We start from the raw sequence: 25,133 nt of genomic DNA, 5'->3' as shown, positions 1-25,133 counted from the left end.
GGGGCGCGGCGCGGGTCAGTTGCCGTCGCGGGGGGTGGGGGCGAGGCGGTAGGTGATCGACTCGTTGGGTGGGACGAAGTCGCGGACCGGGCTGTCGGCCAGAGCGGCGGCGAGGATGCGACCCACCGCCTCGACCATCCGGGACTGGACGGCGGCCCCGACGGCGTCCCGTGGATCGTCGGGGTTGGCGGCGATCTGGGCGACCGCGAGCTGTGGGGTGAACGCCACCACCGACTCGGTCTCGTTCCGTTCCGAACTGCCGGTCTTGCCGGCCACCGGGCGGCCCAGCCCCGGGCGGAGCTGCTCGGCCGTGCCACCGTCGCAGCGGCGGTACATCGACTGGTCGCCGACCGGGCAGCGGGCCGCGTCGGCGGCGGCCCGGGCCACCTCGGTGTCGATCACCTGCCGGCAGTCGGGCCGGCCGGCGGCCACCTCGTTACCGGCGCTGTCGGTGATCGACACGACCGGCGACGGCGCGCACCAGGTCCCCTCGGCGGCCACCGTGGCGTACGCGTTGGCCAGGTCGAGCGGGGTGGTGGAGGAGACCCCGAGGGTGAACGCCCCCCAGTCGCGCGCCCCGGACCGGGCCAGCTCGGCGTCGTCGGGGGCGCGGAACCGGATGCCCAGCCGCTCGGCCATCTCGACCACCCGGTCCGCGCCGACCTTCTCGGTGAGCCAGGCGAAGTAGGTGTTCACCGAGCGGCCGAACGCGGTCCACATGGTGCGGTAGCCGTCCATCCACTCGGGGGTGGCGTTGACCGGGCACCACCGGCCGCCGCAGCTCGACCGGGGATCGTCGGTCGGGAACCGGGTCACGATCCGGCTCGGCGCGACGAAGGCGGTCTCCAGCGGCAGCCCGGACTCCAGGGCGGCCAGCAGGGTGAACAGTTTGAACGTCGAGCCGGCCTGGTAGCCCTCGATGCCGTTGCCACCGGCGACGAGCTGGTTGACCGTGTTCGGGTAGTTCCGCTGCCCGGCCGGGTTGGGTGCGACGCTGTAGTTCCGGTTCACCGCCAGGGCCAGCACCCGCCCGGTGCCGGGCTGGACCACCGCCACCGGTGCCGCCCGCCTGTCGTCCACGTCGTAGATGCCGGTCACCTGGCGGACGGCGGCCCGCTGCACCGCCGGATCGAGCGAGGAGACGATCCGGAAGCCGCCCCGGCGCAGGGTGTCCTGCCGTTCGGCGGCGGTCGCGCCGAAGGCGGGCTGGTCGCTCCACCACTGGGTGAACCAGTCGCAGAAGAAGCCCCAGTCGTTGCGCTGCTCGGGCACGGCGGTGCAGTCGTTGGGCGTCCGGCTGGGCCGCAGATCGAGCGGTTCCTCGCGGGCCTGCGCCGCGTCGACCGGGCCGATCTGGGCCAGCGCCACCATCCGGTCCAGCACGTACGAACGGCGGGTCAGCGCCGCGTCGGCGTCGCCGTTGATCGGGTCGTCGGTGTCCGGGGAGCGGACCAGCCCGGCCAGCAGCGACGCCTGCGCCAGGGTCAGCCGGGCCGGGGTGGTGGAGAAGTAGCGCTTGGTCGCGGCGGCGATCCCGTACGCCCCGGCGCCGAAGTAGGCGATGTTCAGGTAGCGGGTGAGGATCTCGTCCTTGGTCAGCTCGCGCTCCAGGGCCAGGGCGTACCGCATCTCCTGGAGCTTGCGGGCGGTGCTGATCTCGGTGGCCTTCTTGCGCTGTTCCCTGGTCAGCCTGGGGTCGTTGCTGAGCACGTTGCGGACGTACTGCATGGTCAGCGTGGACGCGCCCTGCCGGGCCCGGCCGTCGCGCTGGTTGACGGTGAACGCCCGCACCACGCCCCGCAGGTCGACGCCCCGGTGCTGGTAGAACCGGGCGTCCTCGGCGGCCACGATGGCCTGGCGCATCACCGGGGCCACCTTGTCCAGCGGCACGTCCACCCGGTCCTCGGTGTAGAAGGACGTGACCAGGGTGACGCCGTCGGCGGCGTACAGGGTGGACCGCTGGGCGGTGGGTGGGGTGCGCAGGGTGTTGGGCAGCTCGGCGTAGGACGAGGCGATGCCGCCGAAGCCGAGGCCGAACACCAGGGCGAGCGGCAGGGCCGCCGCGGCCAGCACCAGGCCGGCGAGGACGCCGGCGAGCAGCACGGTGAACGCCTTGTGGAGGGCCCGGATCATCAGTACTCCCCGCAGGAGTCGTCAGGACCCGTTCAGCATGACCCGCAAAACCACCTGAACTCTCATCTTTCCCCGAAACCGGAGGAACTTCGCGGGACGGACACGGCGCGCGGGACGGGACACGCCGCCCCGGTCACCCGGACGGGTCTCCGCTCACCCCGACGGGGCCGCCGCCCGGCCGGCGGCGGTCACGGCAGCAGGGCCGAGGTGAGCGGGTGCACCGTCTCCTCGATCTCGTCGGCCACCCGGCTGAAGCACTGGTCGCCCCGGCCCCACGGGTCGTCCAGGTCGTCGGAGTGCAGCGCGGTCGCCCCCTGCCGGGCCGCGTCGACCGCCGCCACCAGGGCCACCCCCCGGGCGTACACGGCGTCCGGGGTGGCGTCGGCCGGCGGCAGGGCGGCGGTGTCCAGCGCGCCGAGCAACCTGCCGAACTCGCCCAGCACGAAGGTGCGCGACGCCGCGTCCGGGCGCAGCGCCACCACGTACTCCTGCTGGTCGGCGGTGGCGGTGAGGACCAGGTCGGCGGCGTCGATCAGGTCGGAGCGCAGCTTGCGGGCGGCGAACCCCTCGACGTCACCACCGCGCCCCAGCACCTGCCGGGCGGCCGGCGGGTTCATCTCCTCCCCCGCGTGCCACCCGCCGGTGCCGGCACTGTGGCTGTGCAGCAGGGCGTCCGCGTCGGCCGGGTCGACGCCGAGCCGCTCCAGTCGCTCGCGGACGGCGAGCACCAGCAGCCGTTCGGCCATCGGGGACCGGCAGATGTTGCCCATGCAGACGTGCAGGACGGTGAACGGCGGCACTCAGGCTCCCCGCTCGTCGAGGATGTCCGGCGCGACGTCGCGGAGCTGGTCGAGGGTGATCGCGCCGGCCCGCAGCAGCCGGGGCGTCTCCCCGGTCAGGTCGACGATGGTGCTCGGCACCGGGTCGGGGCAGGCCCCGGCCTCCAGGTAGACCCGCACCGAGTAGCTGAGCTGGTCGCGGGCCTCCTCCGCGGTCAACGCCGGCGGCTGGCCCACCTTGTTGGCCGCGGCCACCGCCATCGGGCCGGTCTCCCGCAGCACCTCCAGCGCCACCGGGTGCAGCGGCATCCGGACCGCCACCGTGCCGTCGGCGTCGCCGCCCAGATCCCAGGCGAGGCTCGGCGAGTGCTCCACCACGATGGTCAACGCACCGGGCCAGAACGCCTCGACCAGGTCACGGGCCGCGCGGGGCAACGAGAAGACCAGGCCGTCGAGGGTGTGCCGGGAACCGATCAGCACCGGCGGCGCCGCCTGGCTGCCGCCCCGGGCGTCGGAGAGGGCCTTGACCGCGTACGGGGTGAACGCGTCCGCGCCGATCCCGTAGACCGTGTCGGTGGGGAGAACGACCAGCTCGCCGTTCTTGACCGCCTCGATCGCCGCGGCGATGCCGCGGTCCCGGTCGGCGGGTGACCGACAGTCGTAGAGCATCACGAGGAGCCAGTCTGCCACGCCGACGCCCGGACGGCGTGCGGGCCGTCCGACCGGCGGGACGCGGTGGCGAACCGGGGCCGGCCGGCCAGGTCCCGGTGCGCCCGCACCGCCGTGTACCGGCCGTCGGCGGCCAGCAGCGCCGGCACCGCCGCGCCGTGCGTGTCGTCGTGCTCGACACCCAGCTCGCCGTCGGGTCGCAGCAGCTCGGCCGCCCGGCGCAGCACCGGCCGCAGCACCGCCAGCCCGTCCGCCCCGCCGAACACCGCCTCGTCGGGGTCGTGCCCGGCCACCTCCGGCGGGACCGGCACCGACCGTGGCACGTACGGCGGGTTGCACAGCAGCACGTCCACCGCGCCGACCAGGTCGGCCAGCAGCCCCGGGTCGGTGACGTCGGCGGCCACCACCTCGACCGGCCGGTCCCCGGCGGCGGCCCGCCCGGCGGCGTTGCGGCGCAGCCAGGTCAACGCGGCCGGGGACCGTTCCACCGCCACCACCCGGGCCGCCGGCACCTCCTGCGCCACCGCCAGCGCGATCGCCCCGGAACCGCTGCACAGGTCGACCACCACCGGGTCCGGCCGGGTCAGCGCCCGGTCGACGCCCCAGCCGGCCAGCAGCTCCGTCTCCGGGCGGGGCACGAAGACCCCCGGCCCGACCGCCAGCTCCAGGTGCCGGAAGCCGGCCCGGCCGGTCAGGTGCTGCAACGGCTCCCGGTCGGCCCGCCTCGCCACCAGCGCGTCGTACCGGGCCCGCTGGGCGGGGGTGAAGCCGTCGGTCAGGGCGAGCCGGCCCCGGGGCACGTCCAGCACGTACGCGGCGAGCTGCTCCGCCTCGGACCGGGCCGAGGCCACCCCGGCGGCGGCGAGGGTACGGGTGGCGCGGGCCACCACGGGCGAGGTCCGCTCGTGTTCTGTCCCTTCGGACGGGTGGCGTGGCAGTGAGGTCACGCCATAATCATGAGGCGTCGTCGGTCCCGCCACGAGTGGGTGCGGCCGGGCGCACACCGACGGGAGGTTCGCCAGGTGGGGTGGCTCGACCGGGTCGATGACCAGGTTGACGCCCTGACGCATGCCCGCAGCCTCCAGGAGTCGAGCCGCTCGGCCGAGGCGGTGGGCGTCCTCGACCGGGTGCTGCGCACCACCGCCGACCCGTACACCCGGGCGGACGCGCTGGTGCAGCGGCTCTGCGCGTTGATCAACCTGGGCCGGACGGCCGAGTTCACCCGGGCCATCGAGGAGGCCTCCGGGGCGGTACGCGACCTGCCCGAGCCCTACCTGCACGGGCACCTCAACGCGCTGGCCGCGCTCGCCGCGCACCACCAGGGCGCGCTGGACCGCTGCGTCACCCACCTGGTCCGGGCGGCGCGGGCGCTGGGCGCGGCGGAGGACCGCGACCGGGACACCGCCTGGGGCTGGCACGACCTGGCGATGGCCTACTCCTACCTCAGCTTCCACGGCTACGCGCTGGGCGCGATCGAGCGGGCCCGCCAGCACGGCGCCGCCGCCGGCATCCCCGAGGAGACCTTCGCCGCCCCCGGCATCCGGCTGCGCAACGCCGTCGCGCTGGACCACAACGGCGACAGCGACGGCTGCCTGCGGGTGCTCCGCGACATCGCGGCCGACCTGGCCCGGTTCGTCGACGACGGGCGGGCCGACCGGCTGCGGCCGAGCAGCCTCGCCGCGTACGGCTACGCGGCGGTCCGCCGGGCGGCGCTCGGCGACGCGACCCCGGTCGGCCCGGAGCCGGCCCGGCTGCTCGACCACGGTGGGGACAGCGCCCGCGCCCGGGACATGCGCCAGCTCGGCCACGTCTGCCTGGCGGTCGCCGACGGCCGTCCGATCGAGGCGATCACCCGCCTGGACTCGGCCCGGGTGTCGGCCGAGACGCTCGGCGCGGCGGAACTGTCCCGGCTGCGCAGCATCGCGTTCTCCCGGGCCGGCGACCACGCCGCCGCACACCGCGCCGACCGGATGGCGTTCCGGCTGGCCGCCCAGCGCAACGACCGGCTGCGCGACGTCTACATCGACGGCATCGCGGCCCGAATCGACCACGAGGAGATGCGCCGGGAGGCCGCCCGCTACGAGGGTGAGGCGCTCACCGACCCGTTGACCGGGCTACCCAACCGGCGGCGGCTGGAGCGCTACATCGGCTCGGTGGTGTCCCGGGGCGAGCGGGTGGTGATCGGGGTCTGCGACCTCGACGGTTTCAAGGCGGTCAACACCCACCACGGCCACCACTCCGGCGACCTGGTGCTGCAACGCATCGCCGGGGTGATCAACCGGGTGATGCGGCGGGGCGACTTCGTGGCCCGCTACGGCGGCGACGAGTTCGTGGTGGTGCTCTCCGGCGCCGGCATGGCCGAGGCGGCCGAGGTGGCCCGCCGGATCGACGCGGCGGTGCGCACCGAGGACTGGGAGTCGCTGGTGCCCGGCACCCCGGTGGGGGTGAGCATCGGTTTCGCCGAGGTCGCCGGCAACGGCAGCGGCACCGCGCTGCGCGACGCCCTCGGGATCGCGTTCGAGATCGCCGACCGGGAGATGCTGCGCGCCAAGGCCCGCTCCCGCGCCTCCTGACCAGTACCCCTGGGGTTTCCCACCGGCCCACCACGACGCCGTCAGGCGCGCTGTGGCGGGCCGCAGCGGGCCACCGTGCGCCGACCCGACCCCGGGGACCGGGTCAGCGGCGGGTCAGCTCGGTGTCGCCGGCGAGCCGGGCGGCCCGGTCCGCCTCGGCGAGGGCGTCCAGGACGCCGTCCAGCTCCCCGGCGAGCGCCAGGTCGAGGTTGTACGCGGTGTAGCCGATCCGGTGGTCGGTGATCCGGTTCTGCGGGAAGTTGTAGGTGCGGATGCGCTCCGAACGGTCCACGGTGCGCACCTGCGCCTTGCGGGCGTCCGAGGCGGCGGCGTCGGCCTGCTCCTGGGCGACCGCCAGCAGCCGGGCCCGCAGGATGCGCATCGCCTGCTCCCGGTTCTGCAACTGGGACTTCTCGTTCTGGCAGGAGACCACCACACCGGTGGGCAGGTGGGTGATGCGCACCGCCGAGTCGGTGGTGTTCACCGACTGGCCGCCCGGCCCCGACGAGCGGAACACGTCGATCCGCAGCTCGTTCGGGTCGATGGTGACGTCGACGTCCTCGGCCTCGGGAAGCACCAGGACACCGGCCGCGCTGGTGTGGATGCGGCCCTGCGACTCGGTGACCGGGACCCGCTGCACCCGGTGCACCCCGCCCTCCCACTTCAACCGGGACCAGACGCCGTTGCCGCCGTCCGGGGCCCCCCTGGTCTTGATGGCCAGCGAGACGTCCTTGACCCCGCCGAGGTCGGAGTCCTGCGCGTCGATCACCTCGGTCAGCCAACCGTGCCGCTCGGCGTACCTGGTGTACATCCGCAGCAGGTCCCCGGCGAACAGCGCGGACTCCTCGCCGCCCTCACCGGCCTTGATCTCGATGATCACGTCCTTGGCGTCGTGCGGGTCGCGGGGGATCAGCAGCTCGGCCAGCCGCTCCTCCAGCGCCGGCAGGGTCGCCGCGATCGAGTCGGCCTCCTCGCCGAACGCCGGGTCCTCGGCGGCCAGTTCCCGGGCCGCGACCAGATCGGCGCGGGCCTGCTCCAGCTCACCGGCGGCCTTGTGCAGCGGCACCAGTTCGGCGTAGCGGCGACCGACCCGGCGGGCGGTGTTCTGGTCGGCGTGGATGGCCGGGTCGGCCAGCCGCTTCTCCAGCTCGGCGTACTCGTCGAGGAGGGCGGCCAGGCGCTCGCTGCTCATGCGGGGGATGCTCCTTCGACGGGTCCGGCGGCGGTGGAACGGGACACGGAGGTCACCGGGGGGCGCAACGGACGACGCCCGCGTCCGGCACGGGGCCGGACACGGGCGTCGTCGGTGGAGCTACTTGGCCTTCTTCGCCTGGACCTTGGCGTACTTCTGCTGGAACTTGGCGACCCGGCCCGCGGTGTCGAGGACGCGCTGCTTGCCGGTGTAGAACGGGTGGCAGGCGCTGCAGGTCTCGACGCTGATCGAGCCGCCCTTGGCGGTGCTGCGGGTCGTGAAGGAGTTGCCGCAGGAGCACTTGACCTCGGTCGTCGTGTACTCCGGGTGGATGTTGGGCTTCATGTCGCCTCGGTCCTTTCGTCAGATGGTCGCCGGGTCGCCGCTGATCCCCCGCCGCCTGGTGCGCGACGGACTCGGGCGTGAACCGGAACCGGTGGCCGATTGACCAGTGTGCCATGGGCGTGAGCCGACCCGACGGGCGGGCCGCACGATCGGTCCGGCAGTGGTAACGCCCCGCCCGCCACCCGCATTCCCGCCGCTGCGGCCCCGCATTCCTCGCCCGGCCGCCGGACCGGGTGGGCTCCTCCCCCAGGTTCAAAAAGCCCACCCGACCGGGCCGGCGGACGGCGGACGCCTCCCCAGGTTTCCTCCACCGCCCGTCGGTGGCTGGACCCCGGCCCGCTCGGCCGGGAACCACCCACCTCCAGTCAACCCGGCCACGCACAGAATTTTCAAGAGCTGCCAGGCCCGTCGAAAGAAAAGTCCACAACCGCAATTCCCGGGTACGACGAAGGGCACGGCCGCTGCGGCCGTGCCCTTCGTGCCGGTCTCACCCGGAGCGGGTCACTCCCCCGGTGTCGACTTGGCGATCTGCATCAGGAACTCGATGTTGGTGCGGGACTGCTTGAGCCGGTCGAGCAGCAGGTCCAGCGCCGCCTGCGAGTCCAGCGAGTGCAGCACCTTGCGGAGCTTGTGGATGATGGCCAGCTCCTCCGGCGCGAGCAGGATCTCCTCCTTGCGGGTGCCCGAGGCGCTGACGTCCACGGCCGGGAAGGTGCGCTTGTCGGCGATCTTCCGGTCGAGCTTCAGCTCCGCGTTGCCGGTGCCCTTGAACTCCTCGAAGATGACCGTGTCCGCCATCGAGCCGGTCTCCACCAGCGCGGTGGCGAGGATGGTCAGCGAGCCACCGTTCTCGATGTTGCGGGCCGCACCCAGGAACCGCTTCGGCGGGTAGAGCGCCGTCGAGTCGATACCACCGGACATGATCCGGCCGGAGGCCGGCGCCGCGAGGTTGTACGACCGGCCGAGCCGGGTCACCGAGTCGAGCAGCACGACCACGTCGTGCCCCAGCTCGACCAGGCGCTTGGCCCGCTCGATCGCCAGCTCGGCGACCGTGGTGTGGTCCTGCGGCGGACGGTCGAACGTGGCCGCGATGACCTCGCCCTTGACCGACCGCTGCATGTCGGTGACCTCTTCGGGCCGCTCGTCGACCAGCACCACCATCAGGTGGCACTCCGGGTTGTTGTGCGTGATCGCGTTCGCGATCGCCTGGAGCACCATGGTCTTACCGGCCTTGGGCGGCGACACGATCAGTGCCCGCTGCCCCTTACCCAACGGCATCACCAGGTCGATCACCCGGGTGGTCAGGATGTGCGGCTCGGTCTCCAGCCGCAACCGCTCCTGCGGGTACAGCGGGGTGAGCTTGTAGAACTCGGGACGACGACGGGCCTCGTCCGGCTCCATGCCGTTGATGGTGTCCAGCCGCACCAGCGGGTTGTACTTGTCCCGCCGCTGGTCGCCACCGCCACTGTCCCGGGCGGCCCGGACCGCGCCGGTGATCGCGTCGCCCCGGCGCAGGCCGTACTTCTTGATCTGCGACATGGAGACGTAGACGTCGTTCGGGCCGGCCAGGTAGCCGGTGGTCCGCACGAAGGCGTAGTTGTCGAGCACGTCGATGATGCCGGCCACCGGGACCAGCACCTCGTCCTCGCCGACCTGCGGCTCCCGGCCACCGCCGGTGTCGTTGCCGCCCTCGGCCCGGTCGCCCCGGCCCCGCCGACGGTCCCGGAACCGGCTGCGCCGGCCCCGCCGGCCGCCGCCCTCGTCATCGTCGGAGTCGTCCCGGTTGTCGCGGTTGTCGCGCTGACCGCGGTCGCCACCCCGGTCGTTGCGGTCGGCCCGCTCGCCCCGGTCGTTGCGGTCGCCCCGGTCGTTGCGGTCGGCCCGCTCCGCCCGGTCGTTACCGCCCCGGTCGGCCCGCTCGGTCCGGTCGTTGCCCGCCCGCTCGGCCCGGTCGTTGCGGCCGGCCCGGTCGTTGTCCGTCCGCTCGGCCCGGTCGTTACCGGCCCGCTCGGCCCGGTCACCGCCGGTCCGCTCGTTGCCGGCCCGCTCGCCGCGGTCCCGGCCGGTACGACCCTCGGCCCGCTCGGGACGCTCGACGGCCTCGGCCGGCGGCTCCTCGGTGCGGGGCTCGACGGCCCGTGCCTCGACGGCCGGCCGCGCCTCGGCGGTGCTGGCCCGGCTGCGCCGGGTCCGGGTCCGGGTCTCGGGCTCGGTGGTGGCGGCAGGGGTGGTCGGTGCCGACTCGGCGGCACGCTCCGGGGTCACCTCGGCGTGAACCTCCTCCCGGACGGGAGCGGCCGCAGCCGCCACCTCGGCCCGCGGTCGAGGGGTGCCGGTCGCGGCGCCGCCCTGCTGCCGCTCGGAGATCGCGCTGATCAGCTCGCCCTTGCGCATGCGAGCGGTCCCGGAGATGCCGAGCGACGCGGCCAGGCTCTGCAGCTCCGGCAGCAGCATCGCCGACAGACCGGTACCGCTGCGCCGACGGCGGGCGGGGGCGGCGGTGGTGGCATCGCCAGCGACGTTGGAAACATCCGACGTCACGTCGGTGGTGTCGCTCAATGGATTCCTTCCCTCGATAGGCCGGGACTGCCCGGGATCGACAAGCAAGGTGGCCGGGCGGCCTCGGTGCACCCGCCTCGCATGACGCGTCGCGGGAGTCTGTGGCACAGCAGCCGGGCGGTTTCCCAACTCACCAACGTCGGTGAGCAGGTCTCGCCGTCTGCGGCGACCTGCGGAAACTGCGGTGCGGCGTGGGCCTTGGCAGGGGTGACGGGCTGACCGCCGAGAGCTTCGGGGTGCGCCGACCCGCAGAGAGATCGCGTGCTTCGCGGCTGTGCTGAGTCTAGAGCGTAATCAACTCTTCCGACCTGCGGCAACAGGGTCCCGCTCGGCGTGTCCAAGTCTACCCTGTGCGAGCGTCGCTCCGCGCGCCTCTACCGGCAACCGCCAGACTTCCCATTCTGTTCCCGGGTCGAACCCGTCGGGCGGCGCGGTGAACGCCAGCACCGTCGGCCCCGCCCCACTGACCACGGCCGCCACACCGGCCGCACGCAACTCGCTGACCAGCGCGGCGGTCGACGGCATCCCCGCCGCGCGGTAGTCCTGGTGCAGCCGGTCGACCGTCGCCGGCAGCAGCAGCTGCGGGGCGGCGGTCAACGCGTGCACCAGCAACGCCGACCGGCCCGCGTTCAACGCCGCGTCCCCGTGCGGCACCGTCGCCGGCAACGCCGCCCGCGCGGTGGCCGTCAGTCCCCGTTCGGCCGGCACGAAGACGGTGGGCGAGACCCCGGCCGCGACCGGCAGCGAGACCGCCCGACCGCCGGTCGGCTCCGTCCAGGCGACGGTGAACCCGCCGAGCAGGCACGGCGCGACGTTGTCGGGGTGGCCCTCGATCTCGGCGGCCAGCCGCAGCACCGCGTCGTCGTCGAGCCGCTGCGCGCCGTCGGTGACCAGCCCCCGGGCCAGCAGCACCCCGGCCACGATCGCCGCCGAGGAGGAACCCAGCCCCCGGGCCTGCGGAATCCGGTTCACGCACTCCAGGGCCAGCCCCGGCGGCTGCGCGCCGAGCAGGTCGAAGGCGGCCCGCATCGCGACGACCACCAGGTGCCGGTCGTCCGGCGGCAGGTCGCCGGCGCCCTCGCCGGTCACCGTCACCCGGACGCCGCCCTGGGTCACCTCGGCGGCCACGTCGTCGTGCAGGGCGAGGGCGAGCCCGAGGGCGTCGAATCCGGGGCCCAGGTTGGCGCTGGTGGCGGGCACCCGCACCCGCACCGGCCCGGAGGTGAAAGTCGTCGGCACAGGATCATGCTAGGGCCCGGGACCGACGGTGCACCGCCTCGCCCGGACGGTGGAACTGGATCAGCTCGGCTAGCCTGACGCCGATCCATCGACCGGTCGGGAGGCGACGTGGCAATGCTCGGTTACCGGCTCACCCAGGTGCTGGGGCACCTGCCCATCCTGCTGACCCTGCTGACCATCCTGGTGCTCGGCGCCACCGCCGGCCGCCGGCTGCCCGGCCGGTCCCGCTCGTTCCTGCTCGTCGGGGCCGTCGTCCTGCTGCTGCTGGAGCTGCTCACCACCGCCTGGGTGGCGGCCCTGCCGGAGCTGATCCGCTCCGGCGGGATACGCCAGTACCAGACGTTGAACCTCGCCGTCAGCATCGTCGGCTGGATCGGCTACCCGGTCGGTCTGGGCCTCGTCGTCGCCGCCGTCTTCGTCGGCCGCCGCGCCGCGTCCCCCGTGCCGGGTCAGCCGTGGGGCACCTGGACGCCGCCGACCGGTGGCCCCCCGACCGGATACCCCGGTGGCCCGCCACCCGGCTACGCCGCCGGTCAGGCCGCCGAGCACCCGGGGCGGGGCGCGTGGGGCGGGAGCGAGCACCCGCCGGCCGCCCCGCCGCAGGCCGGCCCCCCACCGGCCGCTCCGCCGCAGGGCGACCGCCCCGACTGAACCGCCCTGCCCGCCGTCGTCAGCGGGCGGCCAGCGGGTCGCCCCCGGTGGCCGGGTCGGTGAGCGAGAGCCGGCGGGTGGCGATCCGCCAGCCCACCGCGTACACGACGGTGACCAGGCCGCAGCCAGCCAGCACCACCCGCTCGTCGACCAGGTCGACCACACCGGCCACCACCAGCTGACTGACCGAGATGGCCAGGGTCGCCAGCATCATGTCGGTGGCGAACACTCGGCCACGCAGCCGGTCGGGCACCTCGCCCTGGAGGGCGTAGTTCGACAGCACCCAGTTGCTGCCGCCGCCGAAGTGCGCCACGAAGACCAGCAGCAGCACCAGCGGGAACCAGCTCGCCACCGCCGCGCCCAGGTAGGCCAGCCCGTACAGCGACATCGACAGGGCCAGGCCGGGCAGCAGCCAGGCCCGGTTGGTCAGCACCCGGCTCATCAGGATCGGCCCCACCAGCGCCCCCGCCCCGCGCGCGGCGAACAGCAGGCCGGTGCCGACCGGCCCCGCCCCGTACACGGCGGCCAACAGGGGGAAGACGGTGAGCACGCCGTTGCCCAACCCCACCGCCGACTTCACCGTCACCAGCGCCAGCACCCGGGGCCGGTGCCGGATGTGGCCCAGCGCCTCGCGGATCGCCGTCCAGGTGCGCGGCGTCGACCGGTCGGCCTCCCGGGCCGCCTGCAACGGCCGGCGGATCAGCGCCGCCAGGCCCGCCGCCGCCACCAGGCCGACCACCCCCACCCAGAAGCAGGCGTACGGTCCGACGGCCGCCGTCAGCACGCCACCGAGGGACGCCCCGACCACGGTCATCGTCCCCCAGGCGGAGCCGGCAACGGCGTTGCCGACGGCCAGGTCGGCCGGATCGAGCACGTTGGGCAGGGCGGCCTGCGCGGCCGGCGAGTAGAACGCCTTGCCGACCGCCACCGCCGTGATCGCCACCATGGCCAGCCAGGCCGTACCGGCGTCGCGGACGCCGAGCAGCAGCAGCACCCCGAGCAGAGTCACGCCGTTCGCGGCCATCATGACCTTCCGGCGGTCGAACCGGTCGGCGATGGTCCCGGTGTACGGCAGCAGCAGCGCCAGCACCCCGGTGTCCAGCGCCAGCACCAGGGCGCCCCACACCCCGCTGCCGGTCAGCTCCGGCAGCAGCACCAGCAGCGGCACCATGACGAACCAGTCGGCGCCGAAGACCACCAGCTCGGCGAGGAAGAGATTGCGGAAGTCCCGGTTGCGGGCGAGAACGGAGAGCGGAGAGGACACGTGCCCGGACCCTACCCCCCGGTTCGGGAGCCGGTCGGGTGGGCCAGCAGCTCGGAGACCGTGACGAAGGTGTACCCCCGGGCCCGCAGGCCGGTGATCATCGAGTCCAGGCCGCGCAACGCCACCTGACGGTTCTCCGGGCCCGCGTCGTGGGCGAGCAGGATGGTGCCCGGCACGACGTCGGACACGATCCGCCGGGCGTGCCCCGCCGGGTCGTCCGGGTACTCCCCCTCCACCATCTGCAACGACCAGAGCACGACCCGGTAGTCGAGGCGTACGGCGGCGTGCAGCACCCCGCCGCCCAGGTGCCCGTACGGGGGCCGGAGCAGCCGGGGCGGCGTCCCGGTGACCTCGGCGATGGCCTCGTGCGACCGGCGCAGGTCGTCGTGCACGTCGGCGGCGGCCAGCCGGGCCAGGTCCCGGTGCCGCCAACTGTGGTTGCCCACCTCGTGCCGGGCCAGCCGCCCCCGGAGCAGCCCGGCGTGCCGGCGCACCCGCTCCCCGACCAGGAAGAAGGTCGCCGGCACCGCGTGGGTGTCCAGGGTGTCCAGTACGCTCGGCGTCCACCGCGGCAGCGGACCGTCGTCGAAGGTCAGCGCCACCAGCGGTCGCGTGGTCGGGGCGTGCCACACCACCTGGAGCCCGCCGGAGCCGACGTCCTGCCGCCGGTTGCCGACGGTGGCGCTGGCCGGGCCGCCGGACAACGGCAGGTGCCGGTCGGCCAGCGAGGCCCCCTGGGACATGCCGGCGGCCCCCAGCGCGACGCCGCCGGCCAGCAGTGCCCCACCACCGAGCACCCGCCGCCGGTCCCACCGCCCGCCACCCGGTTCGGCCGGGTCTGCCCGGTCGACGCCCATCACCCAGGGTCGGTCGACGATGACCGACGGTAGAGGACCACGGGGTGACCGTACCCGGTGGTCGGCCCGCTGTCCCGGGTGCGACGCGATGCGCCCCCGGCCCGGTGACCCCGGACCGGGGGCGCGTCGTGGCGCGACGGCGGCCCTGCCCCGACCCGGTCGCGGCGGGTCGGGGTGGCCGCTGCGTACGCGACCGGGAGGGCCTACTCGCTCGGCGGCAGCGGCGACCGGCGGCTCTTGGGCAGCCGCAGCACCTCGAACTGGTCGGTGCCGTCCACCAGCGCGGCCGACGGAGCCGGACGGGCCGGTGGTTCGTCCGACGCCCCGGCCACCGGGGCACCCACCGTCGCGGGCACCTCGGCGTCCGGCTCGGTGGGCGACGCGGTGGCGGTGTCCGCGTCGGAGGTCCGTCCCCGCCGGCCGGCCCGCCGCTCGCGCAGCGACTCCTTGGTGCGTTCCACCATCGTGTAGAGGGTCGGCACCAGGACCAGGGTGAGCAGGGTCGAGCTGAGCAGGCCACCGATCACCACCACCGCGAGCGGCTGGGAGATGAAGCCGCCCTCGCCGGTCAGCCCGAAGGCCATCGGCAGCAGCGCGAAGATCGTCGCCACCGCCGTCATCAGGATCGGCCGCAGCCGACGCCGGCCGCCCTCGACCACCGCCTCGGTGATGCCCATCCCCTGCGCCCGGTACTGGTTGATCAGATCCAGCAGCACGATCGCGTTGGTCACCACGATGCCGACGAGCATGAGCACGCCGATCAGCGCGGGCACGCCCAGCGGGGTCCCGGTGACCAGCAGCAGGCCGATCGCGCCGGTCGCCGCGAACGGGATGGAGATCAGCAGGATCAGCGCCTGGGTGATGCTCCGGAACGTGGCCACCATGATCAGGAAGACGATCGCGATCGCCGCCAGCACGGCCAGGCCCAGATCGCCGAAGGCGTCCTCCTGCTGGGCGCTCGCGCCACCCACCGCGATCGTCGCCCCCGGCACGTCCACGTCGTCCAGCCGCTTCTTCAGCTCGGTCGTGGTCGCGCCGAGGTTGGAGCCGGTGGCCGTGCCGGTCACCGAGACGCTGCGCTCACCGTCGATCCGGGTGATCTGCTGCGGCCCCTCGCCGCGGGTGACGTCGGCGATGTCGTCCAGCTTCACCGGGCCCACCGGCAGCGCACGCAACTGCTCCTCGGTCAGCGGTGGGGCCGCCGTCGTCCGCAGCACCACGTCCTGCTGCCCACCGTCGAGGGTGACCCGACCCAGCGGGCTGCCCCGGTACGCCTGCGACACCAACTGCCCGACCGCCGCCTCGCTGAGCCCCACCCGGGCCGCCGCCAGCCGGTCGACGGTCACGTCGACCCGGGGCACCCGGTCGGCCAGGCTGGTGGCCACGTCCTCGACGCCCGGGGTGCCGGCCATCGCGGCCCGGACCTGGTCGGCGGCCCGGTTCAGGGTGTCGGTGTCGGCGGCCTGGACGACCACCTCCAACTGGCTGCCCGAGGTGCCGCCCTGCCCGTTGCCGAAGCTCAACTCGCCGGCCCCGGACCCGAGCCGGTCGAACTCCCGGCGCAGGACCTCCTTCATCTCCTTGGCGTCGGTGTCCCCGCCGAGCGCCACCGACCACTGGGCGGTGTTGTTGCCCCCGCCGCCCAGCCACGGCTGGTCGTTGCCGCCCGCGCTCACCTGGTAGGTCTCGACCCCGTCGGTGCGCGCCAGCACCCCCTCGACCAGGCGGGCGGCCTCGTCGGTGGCGGCCAGCCCGGACCCGGCCGGCAGTTTCTGGCTGATGTTCAGGGTGTCCTGGCCGGAGTCGTCGAGGAAGTTGGTCTCCAGCTTCTGGGCCAGCCCGAAGGTGCCGAACAGCAGCAGGATGCCCACCGCCACGGTGATCCACCGGGTCCGGCGGGTCCGGGTGGCGAACCCGATCGCCGGCAGGTACGCCCGCTGCAACGGGCTGCGCAGTTCCTTGGCCTCGGCGGCCCGGCGCACCGCCTCGTCCGCCCCGTCACGCGGCGGCTTGAGGAACCAGTACGCCAGCACCGGGATCACCGTCAGCGACACCAGCAGCGAGGCGAGCAGGGCCACCGTGACGGTGATCGCGAACGGCGCGAAGAGCTGCCCGACGAACCCGCCCACCAGTGCGATCGGCGCGAACACCGCGACCGTGGTGAGCGTCGACGCGGTCACCGCCCCGGCCACCTCGCGGACGGCGGTGACGATCGCGTCCCGCTTCGGTTCGCCGTACTCCAGATGGCGTTTGATGTTCTCCAACACCACGATCGAGTCGTCGACCACCCGCCCGACCGCGATGGTGAGCGCGCCCAGGGTGAGCAGGTTGAGCGAGTAGTCGCCGGCCCAGAGGGCGAGCAGCGCCACCACCACCGACAGCGGGATGGAGACTGCGGTGACCAGGGTGGACCGGACCGACAGCAGGAACACCAGGATCACCACGACCGCCATCAGCAGGCCGAGCAGCCCCTCGGTGGTCAGGCTCTCGATCGACTTCTCCACGAACGGGGCCTGGTCGAACACGATGGTCAGCTCGGCGCCCGAGGCGGACCGCAGGTCGTCCAGCCGGTCCCGGATGTCGTGCGAGATCCGTACGGCGTTGCCGTCCTGCGCGGCCGTGACCTGGACCCCGATGCTCTCCTTGCCGTTGGTGCGGGTGATCGCGGTGGCTGGGGCGAGCTGCTGCTCGACGGTCGCCACGTCACCGAGCCGGACCGGGACGGCCTTCGGGGCGGTCGGGGTGAGGGCGATGCCCCGCAACTGGTCGAGGGTGGTGACCGGGGCACCCACCTGCACCGGCAGCGCGGTGGTGCCGTCAACGACCGCACCGGCCGGGACGGCGATGCCGTTGGACTTCAACGCGGTGGCGATCGCGGTCGGGGTCAGCTTGGCGGCGGCGAACTTCGCCGGGTCCGGCGTGATCGTCACGACCTGCTCGCGGGTGCCGGTGACGGCGACCGTGCGGACCCCGTCGATCCCCTCCAGTTCGGGGACCACCGTGTCGCGCAGCTTGGCGGCGAGCGCCTGCTCGTCACCGCCGCCGGTGGCGGCCAGCACCACGGCCGGCAGGTCGTCGGTGCTGCCGGTGATGACCTGCGGGTCCACGTCGTCGGGCAGTTGCGCGTCGACCCGGCTCAGCGCGGTCTGCATCTTGTTGGCCACGTCGTCGACGTCGGTGCCGAAGACGAACTCCACGGCGATCGTCGCCGACCCCTCCCGCGAGGTGGAGGTGACCTTCTCCAGTCCGGGAATGCTCTGGAGGCTGTTCTCGATCGGCTCGGTCACCTGCGCCTCGACGATCTCCGGCGAGGCGCCCGGGTAGACCGCGACGACGAACGCGCCGGGGAACTCCAGCGAGGGCAGCAACTGCTGCTTGAGCGAGGGGACGGTGAACGCCCCGAACGCCGCGGTCACCACCGCGATCAGGGCGACGAGCCCCCGGTTGGCGAGGCTGGATCTGGCGAGCAGCGACATCGGCGTGGCTCACTCCTGGGAGAGGGGATGGGCGTGGAGAAAGTCTGCCCGACCCGGTATTCCCTACCCGTAACGGGGTGGTCACCGCCGGCCGGGGCGACGGGGGACGGCACGGTGGCCGGCACCGCCGCCCGCGGCGGGATCGGATCAGGCCAGATCGAGCGAGCGAGCGGCGGTCAGGGCGTCGTTGGCGATGGTGATCGGGGCGGGCGCGGTGGAGATCGCCCACTCCGGGTCCTTCAGGCCGTGGCCGGTGACCGTGCAGACCACCGTCGCCCCGGCCGGCACCCGACCCTCGGCCCCCTGCTGGAGCAGACCCGCCACGCTGGCCGCGCTGCCCAGCTCGACGAAGACCCCCACCTCGCGGGCGAGCAACCGGTACGCCGCCAGGATCTCCCGGTCGGTCACCGCGGCGATCAGCCCCTGCGAGGCGTCCCGGGCGTCGAGGGCCTTGGTCCAGCTCGCCGGGTTGCCGATCCGGATGGCGGTGGCGATCGTCGACGGCTCCGGCACCACCTGGCCGCTGACGATCGGGGCCGCACCGGCGGCCTGGAAGCCGTACATCCTGGGGGCGCGGGTGGCGTTGCCGGCGCGCAGGTCCTCCGAGTAGCCCATCCAGTAGGCGGAGATGTTGCCGGCGTTGCCGACCGGCAGGCAGTGGATGTCGGGGGCGTCACCGAGCGCCTCGACGATCTCGAAGGCGGCCGTCTTCTGGCCGTGCAGCCGGTCCGGGTTGACCGAGTTGACCAGGGCCACCGGGAAGTCCTGGGCGAGCTTGGAGGCCAGCGCCAGGCAGTCGTCGAAGTTGCCCTGCACCTGGAGCAGCTTGGCCCCGTGCACCAGTGCCTGGGCCAGCTTGCCGAGCGCGATCTTGCCCTGCGGCACCAGCACGGCGCAGGTGATCCCGGCGCGGGCCGCGTACGCGGCGGCGGAGGCGCTGGTGTTGCCGGTGGAGGCGCAGATGATCGCCTTGTCGCCCGCCTCGACGGCCTTGGACACGGCGACGGTCATCCCGCGGTCCTTGAACGAGCCGGTCGGGTTGGCCCCCTCGACCTTGAGGTAGACGTCCGCGCCGAGCCGGGCAGAGAGCGCCGGCGCGGGCAGCAGCGGGGTGTTCCCCTCGTGCAGGGTGACCACGGGCGTGGCGTCGGTGACCGGCAGCCGGTCCCGGTACGTCTCGATCAGGCCCCGCCACATGTCGCTCTCCTCGCCTCTGCCGCCCCGGCCGTGCCGGGGCCCCTGCCAGCCTGGACCAGCCTCGTCGACCGGGCCCCGGCACACCCGTCGATAACCATCAGGCGAGACGCCCGGTCATGCCCCGCCCTCGACCCGCAGCACGCTCGCCACGGACCGGACGATGTCCAGGCCGCGCAGCTCCCGTACCGTCGCGGCGAGCGCGGCGTCCGGGGCGACGTGGGTGACGATGACCAGGTCGGCGTCCTCGCCACGACCGGCCGGACCGCCGCCGGCCGGCCCCTGCCGGACGGTGGCGATGGACACGTCGTGCCGGGCGAACACCCCGGCCACCGCCTGGAGCACACCCGGACGGTCGACCACGTCGAGGCTGATGTGGTAGCGGGTCAGCGCCTCGCCCATCGGCCTCACCGCCAGGTCGGCGTAGGCGGACTCGCTGGCCGCGTGGGCACCGGCGAGCCGGTTGCGGGACACCGCGACCACGTCGCCGAGGACCGCGCTGGCCGTCGGCGCGCCACCGGCCCCCCGGCCGTAGAACATCAGCTGCCCGGCCGCCTCGGCCTCGACGAAGACCGCGTTGAACGCGTCGCCGACGCTGGCCAGCGGGTGGGTCAGCGGGATCATCGCGGGATGCACCCGGACACTGACCGTCTCCCGGCCGGCGGCGTCGGTGCCCCGGGCGGCGATGCAGAGCAGCTTGATGGTGCAGCCCATCGCCTTGGCGCTGGCCATGTCGGCGACGGTGACCTCGGTGATGCCCTCGCGGTGCACGTCGGCGGCGGTGACCCGGGTGTGGAAGGCGAGCGAGGCCAGGATCGCGGCCTTCGCGGCGGCGTCGAAGCCCTCCACGTCGGCGGTCGGGTCGGCCTCGGCATACCCCAACTCGGTCGCCTCGTCCAGCGCCTCGGCGAAGCCGGCACCGGTGGCGTCCATCGCGGAGAGGATGAAGTTGGTGGTGCCGTTGACGATGCCGGTCACCCGGTTGATCCGGTCGCCGTGCAGCGACTCGCGCAGCGGACGCAGCAGCGGGATCGCCCCGGCGACGGACGCCTCGTAGTAGAGGTCGGCCCCGCCCTCGGCCGCCGCGTCGTGCAGGGCCGCGCCGTCCTCGGCGAGCAGCGCCTTGTTGGCGGTGACCACGCTCTTGCCGGCGCGCAGCGCCTCCACCAGCCAGCTCCGCGCCGGCTCGATGCCCCCGACCACCTCGACGACGACATCGACGTCGTCGCGTTTGATCAGGCCGAGCGGGTCGGTGGTGAACAGCGCCGGGTCGACGGGCAGGTCACCCCGGTCCCGGCCGAGACGGCGCACGGCGATACCGGCGATCTCCAGCGGAGCGCCGATCCGGGCGGCCAGGTCGGCGGCCTGCTCATGCAGCAGCCGGACCACCTCGCTACCGACCGTTCCGCAGCCGAGCAGGGCCAAGCGCACAGGTGACGTCATCCCACATCCAAAGCGAGCAGGTCTTCTTCGGTCTCCCGCCGTACGATCAGCCGGGCTCGGCCGTCACGCACCGCTACCACCGGGGGGCGGGGCACATGGTTGTAGTTGCTGGCCATGCTCCGGCAGTACGCCCCCGTGCCGGGGACCGCGACAAGATCTCCGGGCTGCACGTCGGCGGGCAGGAATTCATCCTTCACCACGATGTCCCCGGACTCACAGTGCTTTCCCACCACGCGGGCCAGCAGTGGCTCGGCGGTCGACGCCCGGCCCGCCAGCGTCGCCGAGTACGAGGCGTCGTAGAGGGCGGTCCGGATGTTGTCGCTCATCCCGCCGTCCACGCTGACGTACGTGCGCAGCCCGTCGACGTCCTTGACGGTGCCGACCTCGTAGAGGGTGAACACGGCGGGGCCGACGATGGCCCGGCCCGGCTCGATCGACAGGTGCGGGACGGCCAGGTTCTCCGCCGCGCACTCCGAGTCGACGATCTTGCGGAGCCGCTTGGCCAGCTCCGCCGGGGTCGCCGGGTCGTCCTGGGTGGTGTACGCGATGCCGAAGCCGCCGCCCAGGTCCAGCTCGGGCAGCTCCACCCCCCGGGCGTCGCGGATCTGCGCCTGCAGGGCGAGCACCCGGCGGGCGGAGACCTCGAAGCCGCTGGTGTCGAAGATCTGCGAACCGATGTGCGAGTGCAGCCCGCGCAGGTCCAGCACGCCCTCGTCGATGACCCGGAAGGCCGCGGCGGCGGCGGCCCCGCCGGCCAGCGAGAAACCGAACTTCTGGTCCTCGTGGGCGGTGGCGATGAACTCGTGGGTGTGCGCCTCCACCCCGACGGTGACCCGGATCAGCACGCCGGGGCGGACCCCACGCTCGCGGGCCAGCGCGGTGAGCCGGTCGATCTCGGTGAACGAGTCGAGGATGATCCGCCCCACCCCGACGTCCAGCGCCCGGGTCAGCTCGGCGACTGACTTGTTGTTGCCGTGGAAGCCGATCCGTTCCGCCGGCATCCCGGCCGACAGCGCGGTGGCCAGCTCGCCGCCGGAGCAGACGTCCAGGTGCAGGCCCTCCTCGGCGATCATGCGGACCACCGCCCGGCAGAGGAACGCCTTGCCGGCGTAGTAGACGTCCACGTCGGGGAAGGCGTCCCGGAAGTCCCGGGCGCGCGAGCGCAGGTCGTCCTCGTCGAGGACGTACGCCGGGGTGCCGTACCCGGCGGCCAGCTCGCGGACGTCGAGACCGGCGACGGTCAGCGCGCCGTGGGCGCCGCGTTCGACCCGGCGCGGCCAGAGCTGCGGCACCAGGGCGTTGACGTCGGCCGGCGGGCGCAGCCAGGCCGGCCCCCGGTGGCCGATGTCGCCGTGCAGGGCACCGGCTTCGTGGGCACGCATCAGGGCTACATCCTCTCCGGGGCGGAGACGCCGAGCAGGCGCAGCCCGTTGGCGATCACCGTGCGGGTGGCGTCGTTGAGCCAGAGCCGGGCCCGGTGCAGGTCGGTGACCTCCTCGTCGCCGCGCGGTAGGACCCGGCAGTTGTCGTAGAACCGGTGGTACGCCCCGGCGAGATCCTCCAGGTAGCGGGCGACCCGGTGCGGCTCGCGCAGCTCGGCGGCGGCGGCGACCACGGCGGGGAACTCGGCGAGCGCCTTGAGCAGCTCGTTCTCCTTGTCGTGGTCGAGCAGCTCGGGGTGGAACCCGGCCCCGTCACCCCGGCTCAGGCCGACCTCGGCGGCGTTGCGGCCGACGCTCGCCGTCCGGGCGGCGACGTACTGCACGTAGTAGACCGGGTTGTCGCGGGTGGCCCGGGTCCACAGCTCGACGTCGATGTCGATCGGGGAGTCGCTGGAGTAGCGGGCCAGCGCGTAGCGGGCGGCGTCCACCCCGATCGCGTCGACCAGGTCCTCCAGGGTGACCACGGTGCCGGCCCGCTTGCTCATCCGCAGCGGCACGCCGTCGCGGACCAGGTTGACCAGCTGGCCGATGAGGATCTCCAGGTTGACCGCCGGGTCGTCGCCGAAACAGGCGGACATCGCCTTCATCCGCCCGATGTAGCCGTGGTGGTCCGCACCCAGCATGATCACGACCCGCTCGAAGCCGCGCTCCCGCTTGTCCAGGTAGTAGGCGCAGTCGGCGGCGAAGTACGTCCACTCGCCGTTGGACTTGCGCAGCACCCGGTCCTTGTCGTCACCGAAGTCGGTGGTGCGCAGCCAGGTCGCCCCGTCGGCCTCGTACAGGTGGCCCTGCGCGCGCAGCCGGTCCAGGGCGAGGTCCAACTCGCCCCGGTCGTGCAGGTCCTTCTCGTTGAAGTAGGTGTCGAACTCCACCCCGAAGCCGCGCAGCGAGGACCTGATCTCGGCGAACATCAGCGTGACGCCCTCGACCCGGAACACCTCCTGGGCCTGCGCGTCGGGCAGGTCGAGCACGTCCGGCCGGACCGCCCGGACCTGCTCGGCGATCTCGGCGATGTACGCCCCGCCGTAGCCGTCCTCGGGGGCCGGCTCGCCCTTCGCGGCGCACAGCAGCGACCGGGCGAACCGGTCGATCTGCGACCCGGCGTCGTTGAAGTAGTACTCGGTGCCGACGTCGGCGCCGGTGGCCCGCAGCAGCCGGCTGAGCGCGTCACCCACGGCCGCCCAGCGGACCCCGCCGATGTGCACCGGGCCGGTCGGGTTCGCCGAGACGAACTCCAGGTTGATCCGCTGGCCGGCGAGCCGGTCGCTGCGGCCGTACTCCTCGCCGGCCTCGACGATCACCCGGGCGAGCTGACCGGCGGCGGCCGCGTCGAGCCGGATGTTGAGGAACCCCGGGCCGGCGATCTCCACCGACTTGATCCCGGCCGCCCGGCCGAGCTGGTCGGCCAGCGCGGCGGCCAACTCCCGGGGCGGGACGCCCACCTTCTTGCTGAGCTGCAGCGCCAGCGTCGAGGCGTAGTCGCCGTGGTCGGGATTGCGCGGTCGCTCCACCGCCGTGTGCGCCGGGAGCGCGGCGGGGTCGAGCCCACGCTCGGTGAAAACGGCGTGGGCTGCGGAGAGGACGACCTCGGCCAGTTCTGCGGGAGTCACCGAACCATGTTATCGGGGGTAGACTCGGGCACTCGGCGGCGACCCTGAGCGTCACCCGGCCCGCCAGATCCCCTGACCGACCGACCTGACGAGGCACGATGAGCATCAGCACCCCGGGCGGCCCGCAGCGCCGTCCGACCGTGGTCAGCACCGGTAAGAAGCCGGCGGCGGGCCGGCCCGCGGCCGACGCCAAGCCCGGGGGCGGCAAGTCCGCGGGCGCGCCCCGGCAGAGTTCGGGCGGCAAGGGCCCCCGCAAGCCGATCACGCCGGTGAAGGTGAGCCAGGGCCGGTCCTGGGGCCCGATCGCCCTGTTCGTCGCCGTGGGCGTGCTCGCCGTCTCGATCATCGGTTACGGCGCGTACGCGGCCTTCCAGGGTTCGAAGTCGTGGGAGCAGCGGGCCGCCGACATCGACGGCATCGTCGACTTCCGGGAGAAGGACCCCAAGCTCGTCCAGGGCGGCCAGCACCAGCAGGGCGCGATCAAGTACGACGTGCTCCCGCCGGTGGCCGGCCCGCACAACCCGGCCTGGCAGAACTGCATGGGTGACGTCTACGACGCCCCGATCGCCAACGAGCACGCGGTGCACAGCCTGGAGCACGGCACGGTGTGGATCACCTACCGCCCCGACCTGCCGGCCGACCAGGTCAGCAAGCTCCGCAGCAAGGTGCAGGGCGTCGAGAAGGCCATGCTCAGCCCGTTCGAGGGGCTGGACAAGCCGATCTCGCTCCAGGCGTGGGGCTACCAGCTCAAGGTCGACAACGCCGACGACAGCCGGATCGACGAGTTCATCAAGACCCTGCGGGTGAACGCCTCGGTCGAGGGCCCGAACGCCAACTGCGGTCAGGGCATCACGGCCACCGGCACCGCCCCGCGCGACAACCTCCCGCAGCAGCAGCAGCCCACCCAGTGAGGACGTGGCGATGACCGCTCCCGCGACGACCGACACGCCGCCCGCCGGGCCCCCGGTCACCCCCGCAGGTGACCGGCGGCCCACCGGCCGTTACGGCGTGCTCGCGTTGGCCGCCGCCGTCGTGGTCGGCCTCCTGCTCGGGTACGCCGGCGGACTGCTCACCCCGACGTTGACCCGGCCGGGCGACAGCTCGGCGGAGGCCGGCTTCGCCCGGGACATGAGCACCCACCACGCCCAGGCGGTCGAGATGGGGCTGATCGCCTTCGACCGGGGCACCGACCCCGAGGTGCGGCAGATCGGCGGCGACATCGCCACCGGGCAGCAGGGCGAGATCGGCACCATGCAGACCTGGCTGCGGTCGTGGGGGCTCGACCCGACCGGCAGCGAGCCCCGGATGGCCTGGATGCCCGACGGGGCCAGGGTCGAGAACGGGCTGATGCCGGGCATGGCGACGCCGGAGGAGATGGCCAGGCTGCGCGCCGCGCAGGGGCGCGAGTTGGACGTCCTCTTCCTCCAGATGATGATCAAGCATCACCTCGGCGGCATCCACATGATCCAGGGCATCCTCGACGCCGGTGGCGACGACGACGTCCTCAAGGTCGCGCAGACCATGAAGAACACCCAGCAGACCGACCTGACCAACCTGCAGAACGCGTTGAAGCGGCTGGGCGGCTGACCCGCCCGATCTCCCCGGAGGCCCGCGTACCGCTCCGGCGGACGCGGGCCTCCGCGCCTCCACCGACACCGATGTGGGGTTATGGGTGATTTGCATCTTTAGCGCGCTGCGCACCTTTGA

The 25,133-nt window shown here is 73.6% G+C and carries 19 protein-coding genes; 4 read left to right on the top strand and 15 right to left on the bottom strand.

All coding sequences use genetic code 11. The features are described from left to right. Positions 1 to 15 precede the first annotated feature (15 nt). The 4 genes from ACN260_RS04515 to prmC form a co-directional block, all read right to left on the bottom strand. Positions 16 to 2,133, bottom strand: coding sequence for a transglycosylase domain-containing protein (locus ACN260_RS04515; protein WP_422754833.1), 2,118 nt, complete (start codon positions 2,131 to 2,133; stop codon positions 16 to 18). 188 nt (positions 2,134 to 2,321) lie between these two features. Further along, positions 2,322 to 2,933 (bottom strand): phosphotyrosine protein phosphatase, encoded by a 612-nt coding sequence (locus tag ACN260_RS04510; RefSeq protein WP_204926924.1) that lies wholly within the window; start codon positions 2,931 to 2,933, stop codon positions 2,322 to 2,324. Continuing rightward, positions 2,934 to 3,581, bottom strand: coding sequence for an L-threonylcarbamoyladenylate synthase (locus tag ACN260_RS04505; protein WP_363656319.1), 648 nt, complete (start codon positions 3,579 to 3,581; stop codon positions 2,934 to 2,936). It abuts the gene before it with no gap. Beyond that, positions 3,581 to 4,519 carry a peptide chain release factor N(5)-glutamine methyltransferase gene (prmC, locus tag ACN260_RS04500; RefSeq protein WP_422756616.1) on the bottom strand — a complete coding sequence of 313 codons (939 nt, stop codon included), beginning with the start codon at positions 4,517 to 4,519 and terminating at the stop codon, positions 3,581 to 3,583. The genes ACN260_RS04505 and prmC overlap by 1 nt, the downstream gene beginning before the upstream one ends. An 84-nt stretch (positions 4,520 to 4,603) precedes the next feature. Here prmC and ACN260_RS04495 point away from each other — a divergent pair, with 84 nt between their 5' ends. Then, positions 4,604 to 6,154: a GGDEF domain-containing protein gene (locus tag ACN260_RS04495; RefSeq protein ID WP_422754832.1), complete on the top strand. Its 1,551-nt coding sequence runs from the start codon at positions 4,604 to 4,606 to the stop codon at positions 6,152 to 6,154. A gap of 103 nt (positions 6,155 to 6,257) precedes the next feature. Here ACN260_RS04495 and prfA read toward each other — a convergent pair whose 3' ends face one another. From prfA to thrB, 4 genes are all read right to left on the bottom strand, one after another. Continuing rightward, positions 6,258 to 7,346: a peptide chain release factor 1 gene (gene prfA, locus ACN260_RS04490; RefSeq protein ID WP_422754831.1), complete on the bottom strand. Its 1,089-nt coding sequence runs from the start codon at positions 7,344 to 7,346 to the stop codon at positions 6,258 to 6,260. Between the two features lie 120 nt (positions 7,347 to 7,466). Next, the gene (gene rpmE, locus ACN260_RS04485) at positions 7,467 to 7,691 is read right to left on the bottom strand and encodes a 50S ribosomal protein L31 (protein ID WP_088642795.1); all 225 of its coding nucleotides are present in this window, start codon (positions 7,689 to 7,691) and stop codon (positions 7,467 to 7,469) included. 501 nt (positions 7,692 to 8,192) lie between these two features. Beyond that, entirely contained in the window at positions 8,193 to 10,250 is a 2,058-nt protein-coding gene (gene rho / locus ACN260_RS04480) for a transcription termination factor Rho (protein ID WP_422754830.1), read from the bottom strand. Between the two features lie 294 nt (positions 10,251 to 10,544). Further along, positions 10,545 to 11,489: a homoserine kinase gene (thrB, locus tag ACN260_RS04475; RefSeq protein ID WP_422754829.1), complete on the bottom strand. Its 945-nt coding sequence runs from the start codon at positions 11,487 to 11,489 to the stop codon at positions 10,545 to 10,547. Positions 11,490 to 11,597: 108 nt separating this feature from the next. On the opposite strand from thrB, the gene ACN260_RS04470 reads away from it, so the two are divergent. Beyond that, the gene (locus tag ACN260_RS04470) at positions 11,598 to 12,140 is read left to right on the top strand and encodes a hypothetical protein (protein ID WP_422754828.1); all 543 of its coding nucleotides are present in this window, start codon (positions 11,598 to 11,600) and stop codon (positions 12,138 to 12,140) included. Positions 12,141 to 12,159: 19 nt separating this feature from the next. Here the strand turns inward: ACN260_RS04470 and ACN260_RS04465 are convergent, their stop codons facing one another. The 7 genes from ACN260_RS04465 to argS all read right to left on the bottom strand — a co-directional run bounded on the left by ACN260_RS04465 (position 12,160) and on the right by argS (position 23,426). Further along, positions 12,160 to 13,404, bottom strand: coding sequence for an MFS transporter (locus ACN260_RS04465; RefSeq protein ID WP_422754827.1), 1,245 nt, complete (start codon positions 13,402 to 13,404; stop codon positions 12,160 to 12,162). 11 nt (positions 13,405 to 13,415) lie between these two features. After that, on the bottom strand, positions 13,416 to 14,261 hold the full coding sequence (locus tag ACN260_RS04460) for a polysaccharide deacetylase family protein (protein WP_422756615.1): 846 nt from the start codon (positions 14,259 to 14,261) through the stop codon (positions 13,416 to 13,418). 203 nt (positions 14,262 to 14,464) lie between these two features. Then, complete coding sequence (locus tag ACN260_RS04455) at positions 14,465 to 17,737, bottom strand: efflux RND transporter permease subunit (RefSeq protein ID WP_422754826.1); 3,273 nt, start codon at positions 17,735 to 17,737, stop codon at positions 14,465 to 14,467. Positions 17,738 to 17,884: 147 nt separating this feature from the next. Further along, positions 17,885 to 18,934, bottom strand: a complete 1,050-nt coding sequence (thrC, locus tag ACN260_RS04450) for a threonine synthase (protein ID WP_282343763.1) — start codon at positions 18,932 to 18,934, stop codon at positions 17,885 to 17,887. A gap of 114 nt (positions 18,935 to 19,048) precedes the next feature. After that, the gene (locus ACN260_RS04445) at positions 19,049 to 20,362 is read right to left on the bottom strand and encodes a homoserine dehydrogenase (RefSeq protein WP_422756614.1); all 1,314 of its coding nucleotides are present in this window, start codon (positions 20,360 to 20,362) and stop codon (positions 19,049 to 19,051) included. 8 nt (positions 20,363 to 20,370) lie between these two features. Beyond that, positions 20,371 to 21,756, bottom strand: coding sequence for a diaminopimelate decarboxylase (gene lysA / locus ACN260_RS04440; RefSeq protein WP_422754825.1), 1,386 nt, complete (start codon positions 21,754 to 21,756; stop codon positions 20,371 to 20,373). 5 nt (positions 21,757 to 21,761) lie between these two features. Beyond that, positions 21,762 to 23,426 (bottom strand): arginine--tRNA ligase, encoded by a 1,665-nt coding sequence (gene argS / locus ACN260_RS04435; protein WP_422754824.1) that lies wholly within the window; start codon positions 23,424 to 23,426, stop codon positions 21,762 to 21,764. Positions 23,427 to 23,524: 98 nt separating this feature from the next. Between argS and ACN260_RS04430 the strand changes: the two genes are divergently transcribed. Continuing rightward, positions 23,525 to 24,337 carry a DUF3105 domain-containing protein gene (locus ACN260_RS04430; protein ID WP_422754823.1) on the top strand — a complete coding sequence of 271 codons (813 nt, stop codon included), beginning with the start codon at positions 23,525 to 23,527 and terminating at the stop codon, positions 24,335 to 24,337. 10 nt (positions 24,338 to 24,347) lie between these two features. Then, positions 24,348 to 25,013: a DUF305 domain-containing protein gene (locus tag ACN260_RS04425; protein WP_422754822.1), complete on the top strand. Its 666-nt coding sequence runs from the start codon at positions 24,348 to 24,350 to the stop codon at positions 25,011 to 25,013. Positions 25,014 to 25,133 lie beyond the last annotated feature (120 nt).

It is taken from the genome of Micromonospora sp. WMMD708, assembly GCF_049315245.1.
GTDB classification, from domain to species: Bacteria; Actinomycetota; Actinomycetes; order Mycobacteriales; family Micromonosporaceae; genus Micromonospora; species Micromonospora wenchangensis.
The sequence above is the reverse complement of the archived record's forward strand: the minus strand, read 5'-3'. Positions and strand labels throughout refer to the sequence as shown.

What these genes read in the sequence shown, in the direction of transcription:
- ACN260_RS04515 (WP_422754833.1), bottom strand. Translation starts at nt 2,133, where the DNA reads ATGATCCGGGCCCTCCACAAGGCGTTCACCGTGCTGCTCGCCGGCGTC.
- ACN260_RS04505 (WP_363656319.1), bottom strand. Translation starts at nt 3,581, where the DNA reads ATGCTCTACGACTGTCGGTCACCCGCCGACCGGGACCGCGGCATCGCC.
- prfA (WP_422754831.1), bottom strand. Translation starts at nt 7,346, where the DNA reads ATGAGCAGCGAGCGCCTGGCCGCCCTCCTCGACGAGTACGCCGAGCTG.
- rpmE (WP_088642795.1), bottom strand. Translation starts at nt 7,691, where the DNA reads ATGAAGCCCAACATCCACCCGGAGTACACGACGACCGAGGTCAAGTGC.
- ACN260_RS04460 (WP_422756615.1), bottom strand. Translation starts at nt 14,261, where the DNA reads ATGGGCGTCGACCGGGCAGACCCGGCCGAACCGGGTGGCGGGCGGTGG.
- ACN260_RS04455 (WP_422754826.1), bottom strand. Translation starts at nt 17,737, where the DNA reads ATGTCGCTGCTCGCCAGATCCAGCCTCGCCAACCGGGGGCTCGTCGCC.
- thrC (WP_282343763.1), bottom strand. Translation starts at nt 18,934, where the DNA reads ATGTGGCGGGGCCTGATCGAGACGTACCGGGACCGGCTGCCGGTCACC.
- lysA (WP_422754825.1), bottom strand. Translation starts at nt 21,756, where the DNA reads ATGCGTGCCCACGAAGCCGGTGCCCTGCACGGCGACATCGGCCACCGG.
- ACN260_RS04430 (WP_422754823.1), top strand. Translation starts at nt 23,525, where the DNA reads ATGAGCATCAGCACCCCGGGCGGCCCGCAGCGCCGTCCGACCGTGGTC.
- ACN260_RS04425 (WP_422754822.1), top strand. Translation starts at nt 24,348, where the DNA reads ATGACCGCTCCCGCGACGACCGACACGCCGCCCGCCGGGCCCCCGGTC.